The organism is Corynebacterium sp. FDAARGOS 1242 (assembly GCF_016889985.1).
GTDB classification, from domain to species: domain Bacteria; phylum Actinomycetota; class Actinomycetes; order Mycobacteriales; family Mycobacteriaceae; genus Corynebacterium; species Corynebacterium minutissimum_B.
In genome coordinates this window covers 1,528,338-1,546,936 of the sequence record NZ_CP069568.1, presented here as the reverse complement: position 1 = coordinate 1,546,936, position 18,599 = coordinate 1,528,338, and the positions used below count along the sequence as shown (strand labels likewise).

Below are 18,599 nucleotides of genomic sequence, written 5' to 3'. Positions count from 1 at the left end.
TACTTTCTCAATTCTTGTTGATGTCAGTCATATCGATGATTCTGGTGACTGATTCTTGGATGAATTCGTGGTCATGGGTGATGACGATGACCACTGCTCCGCTTGCTGCAAGAGATCGAAGGAGCGCAGAGATGGATTGCAGTTGGCGCCAGCCCACGCCAGAGGTAGGTTCATCGAAGATGTAGACCTCTGCTTGCTTGGCTTGGGCTGAAGCTATGGCTAAGCGTTGCCGTTGCCCACCGGACAGAGACTGCGGATGCCGTTGGGCCATTCCTGCCAGATCGAGGCGATGGAGAATCTCATTGACATCGATATGGTCCCGCTTCTTCTTTGCCAGTCCGAGCGTTACTTCTTCTTCGGTGGTGGCTGCGAATAACTGGCGGCCAACATCTTGCATCACCATGTACGCGGTACGTCTGCGGGCAGCCGCTCCTACTCGTTTGCTGTTCAAACGAAGACTACCGCCGCGTTTGGGAGAAGCAAGACCACAAATGATCCTGGCGAGGGTGGTTTTTCCAGCGCCGTTGGGCCCGATTAAGGCGGTGACTTCGCCGCTGGGGAAAAATACGTGGTCAATGTTTAGCACCTCATGCGTGCCATAAGAAAAACAGATGTTGCTTAACTCGAGTCCGCTCCGCTGGGGATCGGCGTTTTCGAGCGTGGGTGGTACCGGCACGCTCGCGGGCAGGGGAACGTGGTGTAAGCTGCGTAGCCCCAATTGTTTGCGTTCGGGTTCGTCTAAGGCATAAAACTCCTGAGCGTGGAAACTCCGCGTTATTTTTCCCTGAGTCAAGTAAATAACTTGGTCAGCGATATCTTTTAAGAAAAAGAGGCGGTGATCAGCGATAATGATCGTTGTGCCTAATTCCTTCAAGCGGTGTAGCGCGCGTGCAAGAATATCGATGCTTTCCATGGAGAGATTGGACGTGGGTTCATCGAGAAGCACGAGACTGCCCGGGGACACAAGCGCGCATGCGCATGCCACGTTTTGTAACTGTCCACCGGATAATTCTTTGAATCGCCGGCCCCGAAGATCGTTAATGCCTAGTAGCTCGACCGCTGATTGAATCCTCGACTCAATTTCTGTGGGATCCACACCAAGGTTTTCTAGCCCGAAGGCCAATTCTGCATTGACGCTTTCAGTGAAAAATTGTGTCCTTGGATTCTGGAATACTGAGGCGCTGAACTCGATGGCTCGGGACAGCGGTTCTTCCGCAGGGTTAAAAGCCTGGTCATCCTTTATAATAGTGATGGCGCCTAGTAGCTCTCCTGGATTGAAATGGGGGATGAGTCCGTTGATCAACTTGAGTACCGTGGACTTTCCCGATCCGGAATCACCGGTAATCAGTAGACACTGTCCTGGAGAGACAGAAAAAGACACATCAGATACACCTTGAATGCCTGGCCGAGCGCCCAATGGATATGTAAAAGAAGCGTTGTGGGCGTTTACACTGGTTGCGATACTGCGTTCGTTCATAAGTGGACCTCCGTGGGAAGCCAGACAGAGGCAACAATGAGGCCCAACCCAGCTAGTGCAGTTGCATCGACAAGCTTGAAGGAAAGATCGGCGGTAGTGGTTGGGCGTGTGGGGCCTCCCAATCCGCGGACAAGAGCAGAGGCAGCGAGCTCATCACCAGCGCGGACGACGGCGCCTAATAGGGGGATGATCAGCATCGCGGACGATTGTGTGGGCTGTGTGATCCAGCTTTTTACTCCAAGCTGGAGACCCCGAAGGACCATGGCATCGCGGATCGCTTTGGCTTCTGCCACGATTATCGGCAAAACGCGCAGGAAAACCGCCGGTGGAATGGTGGCCCAGCCTGGTAAACGCAGGTCCCGCAGTGCTGAGGTCAACGTGGATGGTGTGAGAGTGAGCAAGCCGAATGCGCCGATGGACATGCTGATGACAAAACGGCTTAGCCACGAAAAAATTGCCGCTGAAAAAGCGAAAAATGTGGAGCCAGGAAGCTGTAATAGGCCCCAATACCCTAGATAGGATAATGCAAAAGCGAACAGGCAAATAAGACCATAGTGTGGCTTTACTGTAGCTAGTGCGATGGAGCTGAAGGCGATAGAAATCAGCAGTGTCGGTAGGTGGCCGTGGCTGAGAGCTGCCGCATTGATTACTAGAACAGAAAGCAGCACGGTTCGTGGATCGATCGAAGATCGACGAAGCACGCCCTGTTTTTGCAGGCTCACAGGAGACCAGCGCTTTCAAAGTGTTTGCGGCTGACGCGAACTCCGACCTTTCCTCCGATAAAGCCGACGATGAGCGCACAAATGGCCAGTACTCCAATGGTCCATGGCTGGAAGATATCCGACATAGCATCGGCGTATTCTTGACCCATTTGGTCTGCGATATCGACGTAGTATGAGTCCGTATCCAGAATTAGCGGGATAAAAGGCAAAGAAATCCAGACACAGAAGATGCCGTAGGCAATAGGGAAGGACTTGGCAATACTGAGGTGGCTTTTTGTAATAATCAAATCTGCGATAAACCCAAGAATTATGCTTCCCAGCAAGGTCCAGAAGTAGTGTCCGGTGAGCATGAATGCTAATCCGTTAATACCACCGACGAGGGTGAAAGCACCCATTTTGGACGTGCGGACGGCATAAAGCGCTAGCACTATTCCGTTTGCGATTGCCGCGATAAACCATCCAACAAACATGAATTGTGGTCCTGCGAATCCAATCATTCCGCTTATAAAGGTGATTACAAAGTAAAGTGCAGCAAAGATGCCAGCGTTGATGAGATCTCTGGTGTTTAAACGTGCCGTCGACCCACTGGATGAGCTTGTACTCCGTGCGGGCGTAGAGGACTGTTTGGTCATAGTAAACCTCGATTCATGAAAATCAGGCAAGGTAAGGCTTGCCTAATACATATAACACTGTTTATAAACTATTTCTAGTTTTGATCTGAAGGTTCACCCTTAATGGGGGCGAATGCAGATAAGCGGACATCAAACCAGAGCACGACTGCCGACTACGCGCCGGCCAAGTAGGCACGAACGGCAAGACAACCCTGCGACGGGGCGACAAACTACGCCGCCTCTACATCGGACGCCGATGGGGCGGAGAACCCATCACCATGGTCTGCGTCGACAACCACGTCGACATCAAAATAACCGCCACCGGGGCACAAATCGCCGCCTACACACTCACCGAAGAAAAGATCTATTACAACAAGAAAGACAACGAACTCAACCCCCAACGGGGCAACTAAAAACTAAAAATCTCGAGACACCACCGGAACGATGTCTCGAGACTTCACAGCGTGCCCCAGAGAAGATTCGAACTTCCGACACCGGCTTTAGGAGAGCCGTGCTCTATCCCCTGAGCTACTGGGGCAGGGGGGTGCGTTGCGCACCTAGGTAAGACTAGCAGCCCTGCTTAGGGCGGCGGTAAACGCGTGGCCTTTGGTCGCGCTGGCTGCGGGGGCTTATTCGCCGGCCAGCTCCGCGTACTTGGCGCGGACCTCGCTAGCAGCGGGATTGGTGGCGTGGGTGCCGTCGGAGTAGAGGACGGTGGGCACGATGCGGTTGCCGTCGTTGACGGACTCGATCCAAGCGTTGATATCTTCGGTGCCTTCCGCTTCGGCGTCGACGAGCGCGTGCGGAGTCTCAGTGCGATTGAGGGCGGAAATCAGGCGTTGACAGAACGGGCACCAGTCGGCGTAGAAGATGGTGACGTGTTCGGTGGTTTCCGGGGCAATAGCCATTAAGCAGCAGCCTTTCGGTCGTAGGTAAGGAAGCGGTATTTCATGGGCAGCTCGCTCGGCGGCTGCCCGGGGATGGTGAGGTGTCCGGACTGTGAGGTCAGCCAGTCGCTATCGGCAGAGAGACTGAACTCCTCCGGTACGGAGGGGGCATGCACGGCATCGTCGCCGTAGGCGTCGCCGACCTGCACACCCATGAGGGTGAGCTCGATGGTATCGACGCGGTCGAGGGCGGAGTTGTAGAGTTGGCCGCCGCCGATAATCCAGGCGTCGCCAGGCGTGGCGTCGAGTGCCGCGTCGAGGTTATCCACCACGGTGGCACCCGCAGACCACTCGCCGGGTTCATGGCTGGACAGCACGATGTTCTCCCGGCCCGGCAGCGGGCGAAACTTGGGGTTGAGGGACTCCCACGTCTTGCGGCCCATGATGACGGGCGCTCCCATGGTGACCTCTTTGAAGTGCTTGAGGTCCTCCGGCACGTGCCAGGGCATCACGGCACCGTCACCGATGACCCCGTCGAGGGACTGGGCCCAGATTGCGCCCAGCATTAGACGGACACCTGTGCCTTGATGGTGGGGTGGGGGTCGTAGCCGATGACCTCGAAATCCTCGAAGTCGTAGTCAAAGAGGCTCGCGGCCTTGTGGAGCTTGAGCTGCGGGTATTCGCGCGGCTCACGGGAGAGTTGTTCCTTGACCTGCTCGATGTGGTCGTTGTAGATGTGGCAATCCCCGCCGGTCCAGATGAGCTCGCCCACCTCTAAACCTGCTTGCTGGGCAAACATGTGGGTCAGCGCGGCATAGGACGCCAAGTTGAAGGGAACGCCGAGGAACATGTCTGCGGAGCGCTGGTAGACCTGCATGGAGAGTTTGCCGTTAGCTACATAGAGCTGGAAAAGCAGGTGGCAGGGCATGAGCGCCATCTTGTCCAGCTCAGAGACGTTCCACGCGGAGACCAGGTTGCGGCGCGAATCCGGGTTGTTCTTCAGTGTGTCGAGTGCGACCTGAATCTGATCGATGTGCTGGCCATCCGGCGTGGGCCAGGAGCGCCATTGCACGCCATAGACGGGGCCCAGCTCGCCGTCCTCATCGGCCCACTCGTTCCAGATACGGACTTTGTTCTCCTGCAGCCACTTCACGTTGGACTCGCCGCGCAGGAACCACAGCAGCTCACCAATCACGCCGTGGAAATAAACCTTCTTGGTGGTGAGCAGCGGAAAAGACTCCGCCAGGTCGTAGCGCAGCTGGGCGCCGAACAGGGAGCGGGTGCCGGTGCCGGTGCGGTCGCCTTTGGGTGTGCCTTCTTCGAGGACGCGGCGGAGAAGATCCTCATATGGTGTTGTGAGGGCTGAAGAAGCGGTGGGAGTGTCACTCATGATGTCCAAGTGTAGAACGTTGGAGAAATCTTAGGTAGAGCGGTAGGGGTACTGGTGATGAGATTTGTTATTTCGATAGCTGGGCTTGATAAATAGCCTCTAGAGCTTCGTCGGTTGGGGTCGCCTGCCATGAGGACGTGGCGCCGGTAAGAATTGAGGGACGGTCCCACAGGTATCTCATTTCTTTCAGTCCTCGGAGGTCCGTGCTGGCAACGCCAGCTACTTTCAGCATCCATGGGTGAATAGTGATGGGGGAGTGTTGGCACCCGGCACGTCGAGCAAATTCAGCTTGAGTCAGAGCGGGAGCGCAAGGTGTGGAAATTATTGGGGGTGTTGAATCATCTAAAAGTGCGTCTGCCAACGCTCGTGCAAAGTCTGGAAGATACGTGACCGAGTGTTTAGCGTGTGCGTTAAAAAGAGCAAGGGGACGCTTCTTCCCAATGATGAGCTGATGGTAAACGCATCCGGGGCCGGCATCTGGTCCGTACAGATCGGCCGCTATTACCGAGGTAGTGCGCGAGGGGGAGGCTAAGCGGTTCTCGATTAGGGTCGCTCGAACACCGGGTTTTCCATTGCGAGATCGGGTGAGGGGAGTATCAGGCGAAATCACCTCGTAAGTCTGGTCGAACCCATACATCGATTCGGGAAAGACGACGGGGATGCCCCGTTGGGTGGCTACCTTCAGCACGGTTTCTTCAGCTGGAATGAGTAGGTCGCGCCACTTTTGTGCGTCATATGGGGCGTGGATGCAGTGGGCAATGCCGTCGATCTGGTCTGGGTAGGCGTCACTGTGTGTTGCGTCGCCCTTCTTGAAATCAACGTTTTCACTGGTGGCGAATCGGGGCTGTCGCCGCGTCATGATTGTGCATGTGTGCCCTCTTTTTGCGAGTTCACGTGATAGTGCACGGCCAACGGGGCCCGCGCCGGTGATGAGAAAGTGCATTGAGTGTCCTCTACTCTTATTAGTGACTGGTGCTCTCTAAGGTTATAGGTGCACTCGGCTGCCGTCAAGAGCAGTGCTCTCTTTTGTGTTGATATAGTTTTCATATGTCGATGACACCAAGAGCGCGTGCTCGCGAAGAGACGATGTCGCGCATTGTTGAGCTCGGACGAAAGCAGCTTGATGCAGGTGGCCCAGAAGCCTTGAATCTGCGTGCAATTGCTCGTGATTTGGGGATAGTTTCTTCGGGTATCTACCGCTATGTGCCCGACAGGGCCCACCTATTAACGATGCTGATTATCGATGCGTTTGAAGCGCTCGATGGCGCCGTTGCCCAAGGAGTGGGTACGGCTACTGGGACGCGAGCTAAATTCGTGAGCCTTGTGGCCGCTATGAGGATGTGGGCTTTGAAATTTCCTCAAAGGTGGGCGCTTATTTACGGCACGCCCATCATTGGATACGAAGCGCCCGCCTCAGAAACAACGGGTGCGGGTACAAAAGTTAGTCGGCGACTAGCCGTTTTGTTAACTGAGACCTCGGTTAAAGAGTTAGAACCGCGTTCCTCTCAGCTCTCGCAAGACCTTGCTGCGGCATCTGATGAGCTTGATGTGGAACTTCCCGCTGACGTCATGGAAAAGGCGCTTGAGGCGTGGATACAGATAATTGGCGTGATTAATGCCGAGGTTTTCGGTTACCTCGGCAAAGATACACTAAATGACTACCACGAGTTTCATGCTCGAATGGTTTCTCGTCTTGCAGACGAGTTGGGACTTTGACTTAGCGGCGCTGCGTAGGAGGGGAACGCCGCACAAGAAACCTAGTACCCGCCGTTGGCCTCCGCGTAGGCGGCGGCGTGTTCGAGGATGTCGTCAGCCAGCTCGGGGCGGCAGACCAGTAGGTCGGGGATGAAGGTGTCCTCGTTGTTGAACTTGATAGAGGAGCCATCCAGGCGCGAGCAATGCAGGCCCGCGGCCAAGGCAACGCCTACCGGGGCGGCCTGGTCCCATTCGTACTGGCCTCCGGCGTGAATGTAGGCGTCATAGTCACCCAACAGGACGTGGATGGCTTTCGCACCAGCGGAGCCCACTCCAACAGTGTCAAAGCCCATCTTCTCAGCGATGTAGTCCGCCACCTTCGGCGGACGATTACGGGAAACCACGATCTTCTTCGACAGCGGGCCGGTCACCGCGCGCACATCGGAGGACTTAAAGGTGACACCCATATCCGGCATGCCTACTGCTGCGTGGGTGGGGACGCCGTTTTCTACCAGCGCGATGTGGACGGCCCAGTCCTGGCGGCCGGTAGCGAACTCCTTGGTGCCGTCGAGCGGGTCCACGATCCACACGCGCTCCTTCTTCAGACGGCTCAAGTCATCGGAGGCCTCTTCAGACAGAACCCCGTCTTGTGGGCGGTGCTGCTCGAGGACGCGGGCGATCCATTCCTGAGCGGCTTCATCGCCGGCATCACCCAGCGCCAAGCCACGCAGCAGGCCACCGTTGCGCACGCCTTTGAGGATCTCACCGCAGCCATCGGCGAGGGAATTAGTTAGACGGGAATCAGAAATCTCAACGGTCATGCTGCCCAGATTACCGCGCGCGCTACAGTAGGGCATGCCCAAAAACGTTCTGGCGAAGTTCCGCCCGCAGGTAGCCGGTTGGTTCGCGGACGTTTTCGCTTCCCCCACCCCCGTTCAGGAGGAAGCCTGGCAGGCCATTTCCGCAGGTGACAATGCACTCGTGGTGGCACCGACTGGCTCTGGTAAGACGCTCGCGGCGTTTCTGTGGGCGCTGAATTCTTTGGTGGAGCGCGAGGGCCAGACCGCGCTGCCACTGAGCAATGAACCAGCCCGTGAAGGTGCCCACGATGGCGTGCGGGTTCTCTACATTTCCCCGCTCAAAGCACTGGGCGTGGACGTGGAGAATAACCTGCGCGCCCCGCTCAACGGTATTGCGCGGACCGCCGAGCGCCTTGGCCTAGATGTACCGGATATCACTGTGGGAGTACGCTCCGGCGATACCCCGCAAGCCGAACGCGCCCGCCAGGTGCGCAAGCCACCGGACATCCTTATCACCACGCCGGAATCGGCCTATCTTATGCTCACCTCCAAGGCTGCGGGAATCTTGAAGACCGTGGACACCGTCATCATCGATGAGATCCACGCGCTCGCCGGCACCAAACGCGGCGTGCACTTGGCCCTGACTTTGGAGCGCCTCGGGCTTATCGCGGGTGAGTTCCAGCGCATTGGGCTGTCGGCTACGGTGCGTCCGCTGAGTGCTGTTGCCAACTTCTTGGGCGGTGACCGTCCCGTGGATATCATCGCCCCGCCTGCCAAGAAGCGCTGGCAGCTCGACGTCCACGTGCCGGTCGAGGACATGTCGGACCTGCCCACCCCGGAGCAGGGCTCGCCCATCGGGGAAGCTACTGTCGACGACCCCCTTGGCATCACCGCAGGCCCTCAAGACACGTTGCGCCTACACTCGCAACGCGGGGAAGAGAGCGGGCCAGGAGACTCCGCTCTGCCCACAGCGAAATCCATCTGGCCCTTCATCGAAGAAGAGCTTTACACTGAAATCATGGAGCAGCGCTCCACCCTTGTCTTCGTCAACTCGCGGCGGACTGCCGAGCGGCTTACCAGCCGACTCAACGAGCTCTATGCTCAGGAGCACGATCCGGAGTCCTTGAGCCCGGCCACCCGGCGCGACCCAGCTCAGCTGATGAAGCAGGTCGACGTCGCCGGTAAAGCCCCTGCCGTCATTGCCCGCGCGCACCACGGTTCGGTGTCCAAGGATGAGCGTGCGCTGACGGAGACCATGCTCAAGGAAGGCACGCTCAAGGCCGTGGTGGCCACGAGCTCGCTGGAACTGGGCATCGACATGGGGGCGGTGGAGCTAGTGGTGCAGGTGGAATCGCCGCCCTCGGTGGCTTCCGGCCTGCAGCGTGTGGGCCGCGCCGGGCACTCCGTCGGCGCGGTCTCTCACGGCTCCTTCTATCCCAAGCACCGCGCGGACCTGGTGCAATCAGCACTCACCGTCGCCCGCATGGAGGAGGGCCTCATTGAGGAGATGCGCGCCCCGCGCAACCCGTTGGATGTCTTGGCACAGCAGACGGTGGCGGCGGTGGTGGCGTCGGCAAGCGCGGGCACGCGCGAGGGACTCGACGCCGACACGTGGTATGACACCGTACGCCGTGCCTGGCCCTATAAGGACCTAGCGCGCGAGGTCTTCGACTCCGTGCTGGACCTGGTCAGTGGTGTGTACCCCTCGACGGACTTTGCGGAGCTCAAACCCCGGGTGGTCTATGACCGCGTGACAGGCATCCTCACTCCGCGCCCCGGCGCGCAGCGCGTGGCGGTGACCAACGGCGGCACCATTCCGGACCGCGGCATGTTCGGTGTCTTCCTCGTGGGAACTGGTGAAGCCGGTTCTGCGCCGCGCCGCGTGGGCGAGCTCGATGAGGAGATGGTTTATGAGTCCCGCGTAGGCGATATCTTCACCCTCGGCGCAACGAGCTGGCGCGTGGAGGAGATTACGCGTGACCAGGTGCTCGTAACACCCGCGCCGGGACACACAGGCCGATTACCGTTCTGGAACGGCGACCAGGCCGGGCGGCCTTATGAGTTGGGCAAGGCGTTGGGGGCGTTTCGTCGTGAAGCATATGCGGACCCGTCCATCGTGCGCGACGCTGACGAGCTCGCCCGCCGCAACATCGCGGCCTACTTGCAGGAACAGAACGAGGCTACCGGGCTCATCCCGGATGAGAAGACGCTGCTGTTGGAGCGTTTCACGGATGAGCTGGGGGATTGGCGCGTGTTGTTGCACACCCCGTTCGGCCGGCCGGTGAATGCGGCGTGGGCGCTGGCGGTGGGACAGCGCGTGGCGGAGCGCACCGGGATGGACGCCCAGGCCGTGGCGGGCGATGACGGCATCGTGCTGCGCTTGCCGCAGGGGGAGGCGGATCCGGAGGCCTCGCTGTTCTTGTTTGATGCTGATGAGATAGCGGACATCGTCACCGAGCAGGTGGGAAACTCCGCGCTTTTTGCTTCCCGGTTTAGGGAGTGCGCGGCGCGAGCGCTGCTTTTGCCGCGGCGTAACCCGGGCAAGCGCGCGCCTTTGTGGCAGCAGCGCCAGCGTGCGGAGCAGCTTCTCGACGTCGCCCGCAACTACCCCTCTTTCCCCATCATCCTGGAGACCGTGCGCGAGTGCGTGCAGGATGTCTACGATCTGCCAGCGCTCACGGAGGTCATGCGGGAGTTGGCACACCGTCGCATTCGCATTGCGGAGGTCACTACGGAGCAGCCCTCGCCGTTCGCATCTTCGCTGCTGTTTAACTACACCGGCGCGTTCATGTATGAGGGGGATTCGCCGCTGGCGGAAAAGCGCGCGGCGGCCTTGGCCCTGGACCCGGCGCTGTTGGCGAAGCTGTTGGGCACGGTGGAGCTGCGCGAGCTTCTCGACGCCGACGTTATCGCCGAAGTCCACGCCCAGCTGCAGCGCACCACCCCGGAGCGCCAGGCGCGCACGACGGAGGAGGTCGCGGACTTGCTGCGTGTGCTCGGCCCCATCCCGGTGGAGGAGTTCGGCGCGCACGCCACGGTGCCATTGAGTGCACTCGATGCGCTCGGTTCGCGCATTATGCGGGTGCGTATCAACGGGTGCGAACACGTGGCGCAATCATTGGATGCGCCGCTGCTTCGCGACGGCCTGGGTATTCCCGTCCCGCCCGGCATCCCCGCCCAGCAGGCCACGATTACCGACGCCGTGGATCAGCTTGTCAGCCGCTGGGCGCGCACGCGCGGTCCGTTTGTGGCGCGCGATGTGCAGGACGCCTTTGGCCTCTCGGCCGCGCTGGCGCACTCGACGCTGAAGGGGCTGGATTCCATCCTGGCCGGGCACTACCGGCAGGGCGTGGAGGAGCAGGAATACTGCGCTGCGGAGGTGCTCAAGGTCATCCGCTCGCGCTCGCTGGCGGCAGCCCGTGCGGCCACGCAGCCGGTCTCGCCCGCGGCTTTCGGGCGTTTCCTGCCGGACTGGCAGCAGGTGGCCGCAGTGGGCCGGCGACCAGTGCTGCGCGGGGTGGACGGCGTCTTCGCCGTCATTGAGCAGCTAGCGGGGGTGCGCCTGCCGGCCTCGGCGTGGGAGAGCCTCATCCTGCCGGCGCGGGTAGGGGATTATTCGCCGACGATGCTCGATGAGCTCACCGCCAGCGGCGAGGTCCTCATCGTGGGCGCGGGCAAGGCCGGCTCCAACGACCCGTGGATCATGCTGTTGCCGGTGGATTATGCCGCACAGCTCGCCCCGCAGGTCTCTGCGGAGGAAGCGGGCTTGTCCCTGCTGCAAACGCAGCTGCTGGAGGCTTTGCAGGGCGGCGGCAGCTACCTCATCTCCGATATCCAACCGCAGCTTAGCGGCACGCCCGAGGAGGTCCGGGAGGCGCTCTGGGGACTGGTGGAGGCAGGCTTGGTTAGCCCTGATTCCTTCGCACCCATCCGAGCCCACTTGGCCGCAGGCGGCCGAGCCGGACGCGCCGCACACCGTGCACGGCGCCGGCCTACCCGCTCCCGGTTGCGCATGGGGCGCACGTCCTTTGCGCAAGCACACAATGCTTCCGGTACACCGACCGCGCCCGACGTGGTGGGACGCTGGTCGCTGTCTGTTCCAGCCGCCACGGACGCAACCTCGCGTTCCATCGCGCACGGCGAGGCCTGGCTGGACCGTTATGGCGTGCTTACCCGCGGTTCTGTGGTGGCCGAGGATGTCCTGGGCGGTTTCGCCTTGGCCTACAAGGTGCTCTCCGGCTTCGAGGAGTCCGGCAAGGCGATGCGCGGCTACGTCATTGAAGGACTGGGTGCCGCGCAGTTCTCCACGCCAGCGGTCATCGACCGCCTTCGCGGGCTGGCAGATTCGCCCGATGTCACCGGCTGGCCGTCCGGTACCCGCGAGCCGCAGACCTATGTGTTGGCCGCGACCGACCCGGCCAACCCGTATGGTGCTGCGCTATCCTGGCCGCCCTCCGACGGCCCCGACTCCGCCCGGCCTACCCGTGCTGCCGGCGCCTTGGTGGTGCTTATGGACGGCCTGCCCGTCGCCCATCTGACCCGCGGCGGCAAGACGCTCACGACCTTCCTGACAGCACTGCCGGAAGGCATCGAGCGCGCTGAGGTATTGACTGCGATTCTTAACGGCCTCAACGAACTTGTGGCTTCTGGACGGCTAAGCAAGCTCGTGATTGAAAAAGCCAACGGCCGCTCCATCTTCGAAACTGAGCTCGCCGGCGAACTGCGCGCCCTGGGCGCCGCGCTGACCCCGAAGGGAGTGCGCATGAGCGGCTCCGCACACACTTCTTCTTCCAGCCGTGCAGGACAGCACGGCGAACCTGGAGAGGACGCGCGCTCCGCCGAGCCGCACCGTCCCCTGCTCCGAGGCGGGCGCCGCGCTGTGGACGCCATAGAGGAGCTGACTTTCGACGACCCCGAGGACTCCTCTGAGCCTAACGACCCACCATCTGCGCCCAGCAGTCCCGTCGGCTTCCGCCCGCGTCGACGCCGACGCTGATTGCTCTTCATCGGCGTTTCGCCTGTGTCGGCGAATTATTCGCCGCCGAGATTTAGAACACTCTCCGCCTCCTTGGCATTCGGTGTGGGAAAGGACGCACCGGTAGAGTAGGCACCCGTTCGGTGAGGAGGTTCTACTGTGCCAGAGGGTGATTCCGTTCTGCAGCTGTCCAACCGTCTGCAGTTCATGGAAGACCGGCGCGTGACCTATTCATCCCTGCGCGTGCCCCGCTATGCCACCGTGCGCTTTGACGGGCTAGTGTGCGAGGAAGTCTGGCCTTATGGCAAACACCTCTTCATGGATTTTGGTGGCGAGCTCATCCTGCATACCCACCTTAAGATGGAGGGCACGTGGGCCATCCACTACGCCGGGGACCGCTGGCGCAAGCCGGGCCACAGCGCGCGCGTGGTGCTGCAGTTAGAGAACTCCCCGCGCGACATCGAGTTGGTGGGGCACTGGCTAGGGCTGGTCGAGGTTTTCCCCGCCCGCGAGTTTGAGCAGCGCATGGCGCACCTGGGCCCCGACATCCTCGCGCCGGAGTGGTCAGAAGGAGGCTTTGAGGAGGCCGTGCGCCGCATCGAGTCCCGCCCTGAGCGCAGCATCGGTGCGGCCCTCCTGGACCAGCGCAACGTGGCGGGCTTGGGCAACGAGTACCGCGCCGAAATCTGCTTCTTGGCCGGCGTTCATCCAGCGACGCCGGTAGCGCTTGTCGACGTTCCCCATATCCTCACCCTCTCCCGCCGCCTCATCTGGGCCAACCGGGACTCGCCGGTACGCGTGACCACCGGTGTGAAGCGGGCAGGGGAGACGACGTATGTCTTCGGGCGCAACCGTCAGCGTTGCCGGCGCTGCGGCACACTCATTGAGAAGGCCATGCTGGGCGGAGTGGATGCCGGCGGTGACGAAGGTGAGTTGGAACGTGTGATCTGGTGGTGCCCACACTGCCAGCCGCGCCGCTAGGCTGGGATGTATGAAGATCATTTTTAACATCATCTGGTTGGCAACTGGTGGCCTTGTCCTTGCACTGGGCTACTTCCTCCTTGGCATCCTGGCCTGCATCCCCATCGTGACCATCCCTGCGGGCGTGGCCTCGATGCGCATGGCGAACTTCGCGCTGTGGCCTTTCGGGCGCTCCGTCATTCAGCCGGTCAAGGGTACTGGTGGCATGTCGCGGTTCTCCAACGTTGTCTGGTTCCTGGTCGCTGGCCTGTGGCTAGCCATCGGTCACGTCACCACCGCAGCGGCCCAGGCCGTGACTATCGTGGGCCTTCCGGTTGCCTGGGCCAACCTGAAGATGATCCCGGTGACGTGCTTCCCGTTCGGCCGCAAGATCGTCGATTCTGATGAGATCCCCTTCGGCTGGGAGTCGATGATCAAGCTCTAAAATTTTCTCTCCGGTTGCGGGGTTTCCTGGGGTGTTTTAGGGTTCTGGGTCATGGGGGATTTAGAGACCTATTTCTCCTACCGCAACTCGGGGATCACGTTGGTGGAGCAAGCGGTAGGAGGCGAGAAACGTTTACGCACACTCGGCGCTTCGCTAGCTGATGCCACCGAACTGGCACGCTTAAACCACGTCTACTTCGGCACCACGAAATTCACGGGCAAACAACGCCAAGCCCGCCACCGGGCCGCAGAGCAAGGCCACGACTTAGCCACGCTCAGTCTGATTGAGTCCTACACCAAGAAGCTGAAAAATCAGCTGCATGCCTGGAACCTACGCCTCAAGCTTGTCGACACCCCAGCACCAAACATCCCAGCCGTAGCAGCCAAGCGCTTAAAAGAACTCAAGCCTAAACATGTGCCGAAACCTGGGGTGCGCATGACCTACCGCTCGGAAGGCCCGCATTCACTCACCATTACCGATGACCCCATGACCGTCACCGAGATGCGCGGCGTTCTAGAATCTCTCAACCAGGACAATCTGTTGGAGGCAGCCAAGCACGTCTTCTTCAACAAGTCCCACGGCGGAACCAAACCCGCCGTATTCACCAGCGTGGTGGTGACCTTAGACAAGCTCGACAAGATTATCTCCGGCGACGGGGATGACATCATCCTCGAGCTCACCAACGGTGGCCGGATGACCGGCACGCAGTTTTTGAACTACAAGTTTGCTGAGATCGGCTACGTCACCCTCATCCACCCCACCATCGGGCCGGTGTGGCTGCACCGCATGAAACGCCTCGCCGGGTTTGAGCAGCGCATCATGGCCAGTGCCGAGCACCCGACCTGCGCCAGGAAAGGCTGTAACAAACCGGCTGATTATGCCCACGTGCATCACCTGGTGCCGTGGAAAGCAGGCGGTACCACCGACCCGCCGAATCTGACCATGTTGTGTGCCTACCACAACGGTATTAACGATGATGACCCGGAGAAACCCACCGGTGCCGGCTACGTCTTCCGATTACGCGGAGAGGTGGACTACATCCCGCCCTGGGGAGAACCAATCACTGCCCAGGCGGCTTACCAACAAGCCCAGAACAACCTCCCCCGGCCAGGCTAACCCCATTACGTTGTTAGCAGTTCCGCTTGAAGGAGCCCAGGATTCGTACTCCTAGCCCCATGCTGGGGCAGGCTATGTTTATCTGCGTTCCTTCTGCCTTGTGGCAGCGGAACTAGTCGCTGGCTTCGGTATGGCTTGTTTTCGTCCCTGTCTGAAAATGATCCGGGGGGTGATGCCGCCGAAGGCAGTGACATACTCCAGACTGCTAATAGGAACCTGACCCACACAGGATGTGTGAGGTCTCAAGTAATGTGGATGCCAGCGTGAAGTATGTCCGACCACCAGCGATGAAATAAGTCTCATACTCGTTCAATTCGCTAGGAGGTCTGGCATGACCTACGACTATGTCATCGGCATGGACGTTGGCAAATACTTTCACCACGCTTGCGTCTTAGATATCGACGGCGCCCAAGTGCTATCAAAGCGTATCAACCAAAACGAAAAATCCCTGCGCACACTCTTTTCAACGTTTAGCGCAAACGACCACAAGGTCCTTGTCGTCGTGGACCAGCCCAATAACATTGGGCGACTAACTGTCGCGGTTGCCCAAGATATCGGAATCGATGTGCGCTACCTTCCAGGTTTGGCTATGCGTCAACTCTCACGTATCCACGCTGGTAATGCCAAAACTGATATCCGGGATGCATATATCATCGCCCACGCTGCAAAGAACCTTCCGGAATCCCTCCGCAGTGTCGACCGCGTCGAAGAAGCCTTTCTCCAGTTGAAAGTCCTCAACGGCATCGACGAAGACTTAGCGCGCTCCTACACCAGGCTCATCAATCAGATTCGAAGTGCACTAGTTGGCTGCTACCCGCAATTCGAGCAAGCCCTTCGCGGCCAGGTGATCCACCGCAAATGGGTTCTGCACCTACTTGCACGCTACGGCGGGCCGACCAAGATAAAGCGCCTCGGAAAAGCCAAAGCAGCTGCCTTCGCTCGACGCTATAAGGCACGCAATCCCGAGCCCGTCATCGATGCCATATTCGCTGCCATCTCTGAGCAAACAGTCGCCATTGCTGGTGCACAATATGCCGAAATGGGCGTAGCAATGTCGGCGAAGGACGCGCTTTTAAAGCTCGAGCACCGCAAACAAATCGAGCAGGAAGTCATCGAGCTCATCAACGACATCCCCCACACTCAAATCCTGCTATCCATGCCAGGAATCGGGCCGAAGACGGCTGCCCAAATTCTCATGACCGCGGGCGACATGTCCGACTTCCCGACAGCTGCGCACCTAGCCTCTTACGCTGGCTTATCACCCCGAACGAATCAGTCCGGAACCTCAATCATGTCGAACTCACTGAACAGAGCTGGCAATAAAAAATTAAAGAACGCCCTATGGCAATCATCTTTTGCATCCATCAGATTCCACGAGCGTTCACGGCAATTCTATGAACGAAAGCGCCGTGAAGGCAAGAGACACAACGCTGCAGTCGTAGCACTAGCCCGCAGACGGCTCAACGTCCTATACGCCATGATGAGCAACCACGAGTACTACCGCGATCCCGACCAATCACAGGAAGTCAAAGCAGCCTAAACCCCAAGAACCAAACAGCCGACTGGGAAACCCCAGTCGGCTAACAGCCATGCCAGAAAACAACACGGCCAAACAACCCCGGCTGAAAAATCAACCCCGGCTAATCCACCCGCGAGGTTGACAAACTATATAGGAACACCCCCCAAGCACCACACCGCCCACGCGGACGCCCCCACAAGGCCTCCGCGGCGGTGGCGATCCCACACGTCGATTGCCCGTTAAAAACGGGTGACCCCCCGACCGTTCGGCCGGGGGGGAGACGTCGCCAAGCAGTGCTTAACGGTGGCTGCGGTACCAGCCAATCAGGGCATCCGTGGAACCATCGCCGGATGCGGCCTCCTCCTTGCCGGAGACAGCCGGTGCCAGGTCATTGGCCTGCTGCTTGCCCAGCTCCACGCCCCACTGGTCGAAGGAGTTGACGTCCCAGATGATGCCCTGGGTGAACACGATGTGCTCGTAGAGCGCAATGAGCGCGCCAAGGGTCTGCGGGGTGAGCTCCTCCGCCAGAATGGTGGTGGTGGGGCGGTTGCCCGGCATGACCTTGTGCGGAACGTGGGCTTCGTCCACACCCTCGGCGGCGATTTCTTCCGCAGTCTTACCGAAGGCCAGGACCTTGGTCTGTGCGAAGAAGTTGCCCATGAGCAGGTCATGCATCGAGCCGGTGCCGTCCGCAGTGGGGAAGTCTTCCTTCGGGCGGGCAAAGCCGATGAAGTCCGCCGGGATGAGCTGGGTGCCCTGGTGCATGAGCTGGAAGAAGGCGTGCTGGCCATTGGTGCCTGGCTCGCCCCAGTAAATCTCGCCGGTACCGGCGCTGACTGCGGTGCCATCACGGCGAACGGACTTGCCGTTGGATTCCATGGTCAGCTGCTGCAGGTAGGCCGGGAAGCGGCCGAGGTCCTCGGAGTAGGGCAGAACCGCGTGGGTCTGCGCGCCGAAGAAGTTGGAGTACCACACGCCGAGCAGGCCCATGAGCACCGGAACGTTCTTCTCCAGAGGCGCGGTGCGGAAGTGCTCATCCATGGCGTGGAAACCCTCGAGGAAGCGCATGAAGTCCAACGGGCCGATGGTGCACATCAGGGACAGGCCGATGGCGGAATCGACGGAGTAGCGCCCGCCCACCCAGTTCCAGAAACCGAACATGTTCTGGGTATCGATGCCGAACTCGGCGACCTTCTCCGCGTTGGTCGAGACTGCAACGAAGTGCTTAGCGACGGCCGACTCATCACCATCAAACTGCTCGATGAGCCAGCGGCGCGCGGCATGAGCATTGGCCAGGGTTTCCTGGGTGGTGAAAGTCTTGGAGGCCACGATAAAGAGGGTGGAGCCGGCGTCGAGGCCGTCGAGAGTCGCGGCGAGATCCGACGGGTCAACGTTGGAGACGAACTCTGCGCTGATGCCCGCTACCTCGTAGGAGCGCAGGGCCTTGGCGGCCATGGCTGGCCCCAGGTCAGAGCCACCGATGCCGATGTTGACGACCTTCTTGATGGTGTGGCCTGTATACCCCAGCCACGCGCCGGAGCGCAAAGCGGTGGCGAAGTCGCGCATGCGGCCGAGCACCTCGTGGACATCAGCAGCAACGTCCTGGCCGTCAACGCTCAAGTCCTTCTCCACAGGCAAGCGAAGCGCGGTGTGCAGCACAGCGCGGTCCTCAGTGTTGTTGAGGTGCTCGCCGGCGAACATGGCATCGCGGCGCCCTTCGACGTCCGCGGCGCGGGCGAGGTCCACGAGCTTGGACACGACGTCCTCATCGATGAGGTTCTTCGACAGATCCACATGTAGGCCCGCGGCGTCGAAGGAGTAGTCGGTGGCGCGGGAAGGAGAGCTGGCGAAGAGCTCGCGCAAATTGAGGTCCTTCTTGCTCTCAAAAAGAGAGGTGAGCGCGGCCCATTGTGGCTGTGCGGTGATGTCCATTGCAAAAGCCTTTCTGGCAGGTAGCAGACAGGAAACTTACTGTTTCCACCGTAGTCCAGAACGTGCGATG

15 protein-coding genes, 1 tRNA gene and 1 pseudogene are annotated in these 18,599 nt (G+C 59.9%); 7 read left to right on the top strand and 10 right to left on the bottom strand.

Going from position 1 to position 18,599, the window contains the following annotated elements:
* Nucleotides 1-7: 7 nt before the first annotated feature.
* From I6J72_RS07360 to I6J72_RS07350, 3 genes are read right to left on the bottom strand one after another with little or no spacing between them, the layout of a single operon-like run.
* The gene (locus I6J72_RS07360; protein WP_049147404.1) at nt 8-1,477 is read right to left on the bottom strand and encodes an ABC transporter ATP-binding protein; all 1,470 of its coding nucleotides are present in this window, start codon (nt 1,475-1,477) and stop codon (nt 8-10) included.
* Entirely contained in the window at nt 1,474-2,145 is a 672-nt protein-coding gene (locus I6J72_RS07355; protein ID WP_239107565.1) for an energy-coupling factor transporter transmembrane protein EcfT, read from the bottom strand. The genes I6J72_RS07360 and I6J72_RS07355 overlap by 4 nt, the downstream gene beginning before the upstream one ends.
* Before the next feature lie 50 nt (nt 2,146-2,195).
* Nucleotides 2,196-2,831 carry an MptD family putative ECF transporter S component gene (locus I6J72_RS07350; RefSeq protein WP_204098721.1) on the bottom strand — a complete coding sequence of 212 codons (636 nt, stop codon included), beginning with the start codon at nt 2,829-2,831 and terminating at the stop codon, nt 2,196-2,198.
* 140 nt (nt 2,832-2,971) lie between these two features.
* Between I6J72_RS07350 and I6J72_RS07345 the strand changes: the two are divergent.
* Nucleotides 2,972-3,223: pseudogene (locus I6J72_RS07345) on the top strand (IS481 family transposase); the annotation flags it as partial.
* A gap of 52 nt (nt 3,224-3,275) precedes the next feature.
* On the opposite strand, the gene I6J72_RS07340 reads toward I6J72_RS07345, so the two are convergent.
* From I6J72_RS07340 to I6J72_RS07320, 5 genes are all read right to left on the bottom strand, one after another.
* Nucleotides 3,276-3,348, bottom strand: a tRNA-Arg gene (locus I6J72_RS07340).
* A gap of 91 nt (nt 3,349-3,439) precedes the next feature.
* Nucleotides 3,440-3,718: a glutaredoxin domain-containing protein gene (locus I6J72_RS07335; protein ID WP_070672429.1), complete on the bottom strand. Its 279-nt coding sequence runs from the start codon at nt 3,716-3,718 to the stop codon at nt 3,440-3,442.
* Nucleotides 3,718-4,263 (bottom strand): dihydrofolate reductase, encoded by a 546-nt coding sequence (locus I6J72_RS07330; protein WP_204098720.1) that lies wholly within the window; start codon nt 4,261-4,263, stop codon nt 3,718-3,720. Before I6J72_RS07330 ends, I6J72_RS07335 begins: the two co-directional genes overlap by 1 nt.
* Nucleotides 4,263-5,087, bottom strand: a complete 825-nt coding sequence (locus I6J72_RS07325; protein ID WP_204098719.1) for a thymidylate synthase — start codon at nt 5,085-5,087, stop codon at nt 4,263-4,265. Before I6J72_RS07325 ends, I6J72_RS07330 begins: the two co-directional genes overlap by 1 nt.
* A gap of 67 nt (nt 5,088-5,154) precedes the next feature.
* Nucleotides 5,155-6,030 (bottom strand): NAD-dependent epimerase/dehydratase family protein, encoded by an 876-nt coding sequence (locus I6J72_RS07320; protein ID WP_204098718.1) that lies wholly within the window; start codon nt 6,028-6,030, stop codon nt 5,155-5,157.
* Nucleotides 6,031-6,134: 104 nt separating this feature from the next.
* Between I6J72_RS07320 and I6J72_RS07315 the strand changes: the two genes are divergently transcribed.
* The gene (locus I6J72_RS07315) at nt 6,135-6,803 is read left to right on the top strand and encodes a TetR/AcrR family transcriptional regulator (protein ID WP_204098717.1); all 669 of its coding nucleotides are present in this window, start codon (nt 6,135-6,137) and stop codon (nt 6,801-6,803) included.
* 41 nt (nt 6,804-6,844) lie between these two features.
* Here the strand turns inward: I6J72_RS07315 and I6J72_RS07310 are convergent, their stop codons facing one another.
* A complete protein-coding gene (locus I6J72_RS07310; RefSeq protein ID WP_204098716.1) occupies nt 6,845-7,603 on the bottom strand; it encodes a 3'(2'),5'-bisphosphate nucleotidase CysQ in 759 nt (252 codons plus the stop codon).
* A gap of 34 nt (nt 7,604-7,637) precedes the next feature.
* On the opposite strand from I6J72_RS07310, the gene I6J72_RS07305 reads away from it, so the two are divergent.
* From I6J72_RS07305 to I6J72_RS07285, 5 genes are all read left to right on the top strand, one after another.
* The gene (locus I6J72_RS07305; RefSeq protein ID WP_204098715.1) at nt 7,638-12,578 is read left to right on the top strand and encodes a DEAD/DEAH box helicase; all 4,941 of its coding nucleotides are present in this window, start codon (nt 7,638-7,640) and stop codon (nt 12,576-12,578) included.
* A gap of 138 nt (nt 12,579-12,716) precedes the next feature.
* Entirely contained in the window at nt 12,717-13,538 is an 822-nt protein-coding gene (locus tag I6J72_RS07300) for an Fpg/Nei family DNA glycosylase (protein ID WP_204098714.1), read from the top strand.
* Between the two features lie 10 nt (nt 13,539-13,548).
* On the top strand, nt 13,549-13,962 hold the full coding sequence (locus I6J72_RS07295; protein WP_070672447.1) for a YccF domain-containing protein: 414 nt from the start codon (nt 13,549-13,551) through the stop codon (nt 13,960-13,962).
* Between the two features lie 51 nt (nt 13,963-14,013).
* The gene (locus I6J72_RS07290; protein WP_204098713.1) at nt 14,014-15,078 is read left to right on the top strand and encodes an HNH endonuclease signature motif containing protein; all 1,065 of its coding nucleotides are present in this window, start codon (nt 14,014-14,016) and stop codon (nt 15,076-15,078) included.
* 331 nt (nt 15,079-15,409) lie between these two features.
* Nucleotides 15,410-16,618, top strand: coding sequence for an IS110 family transposase (locus I6J72_RS07285; RefSeq protein WP_070672735.1), 1,209 nt, complete (start codon nt 15,410-15,412; stop codon nt 16,616-16,618).
* Nucleotides 16,619-16,894: 276 nt separating this feature from the next.
* On the opposite strand, the gene pgi is transcribed toward I6J72_RS07285, so the two are convergent.
* The gene (pgi, locus tag I6J72_RS07280) at nt 16,895-18,529 is read right to left on the bottom strand and encodes a glucose-6-phosphate isomerase (protein WP_204098712.1); all 1,635 of its coding nucleotides are present in this window, start codon (nt 18,527-18,529) and stop codon (nt 16,895-16,897) included.
* Nucleotides 18,530-18,599: the final 70 nt, after the last annotated feature.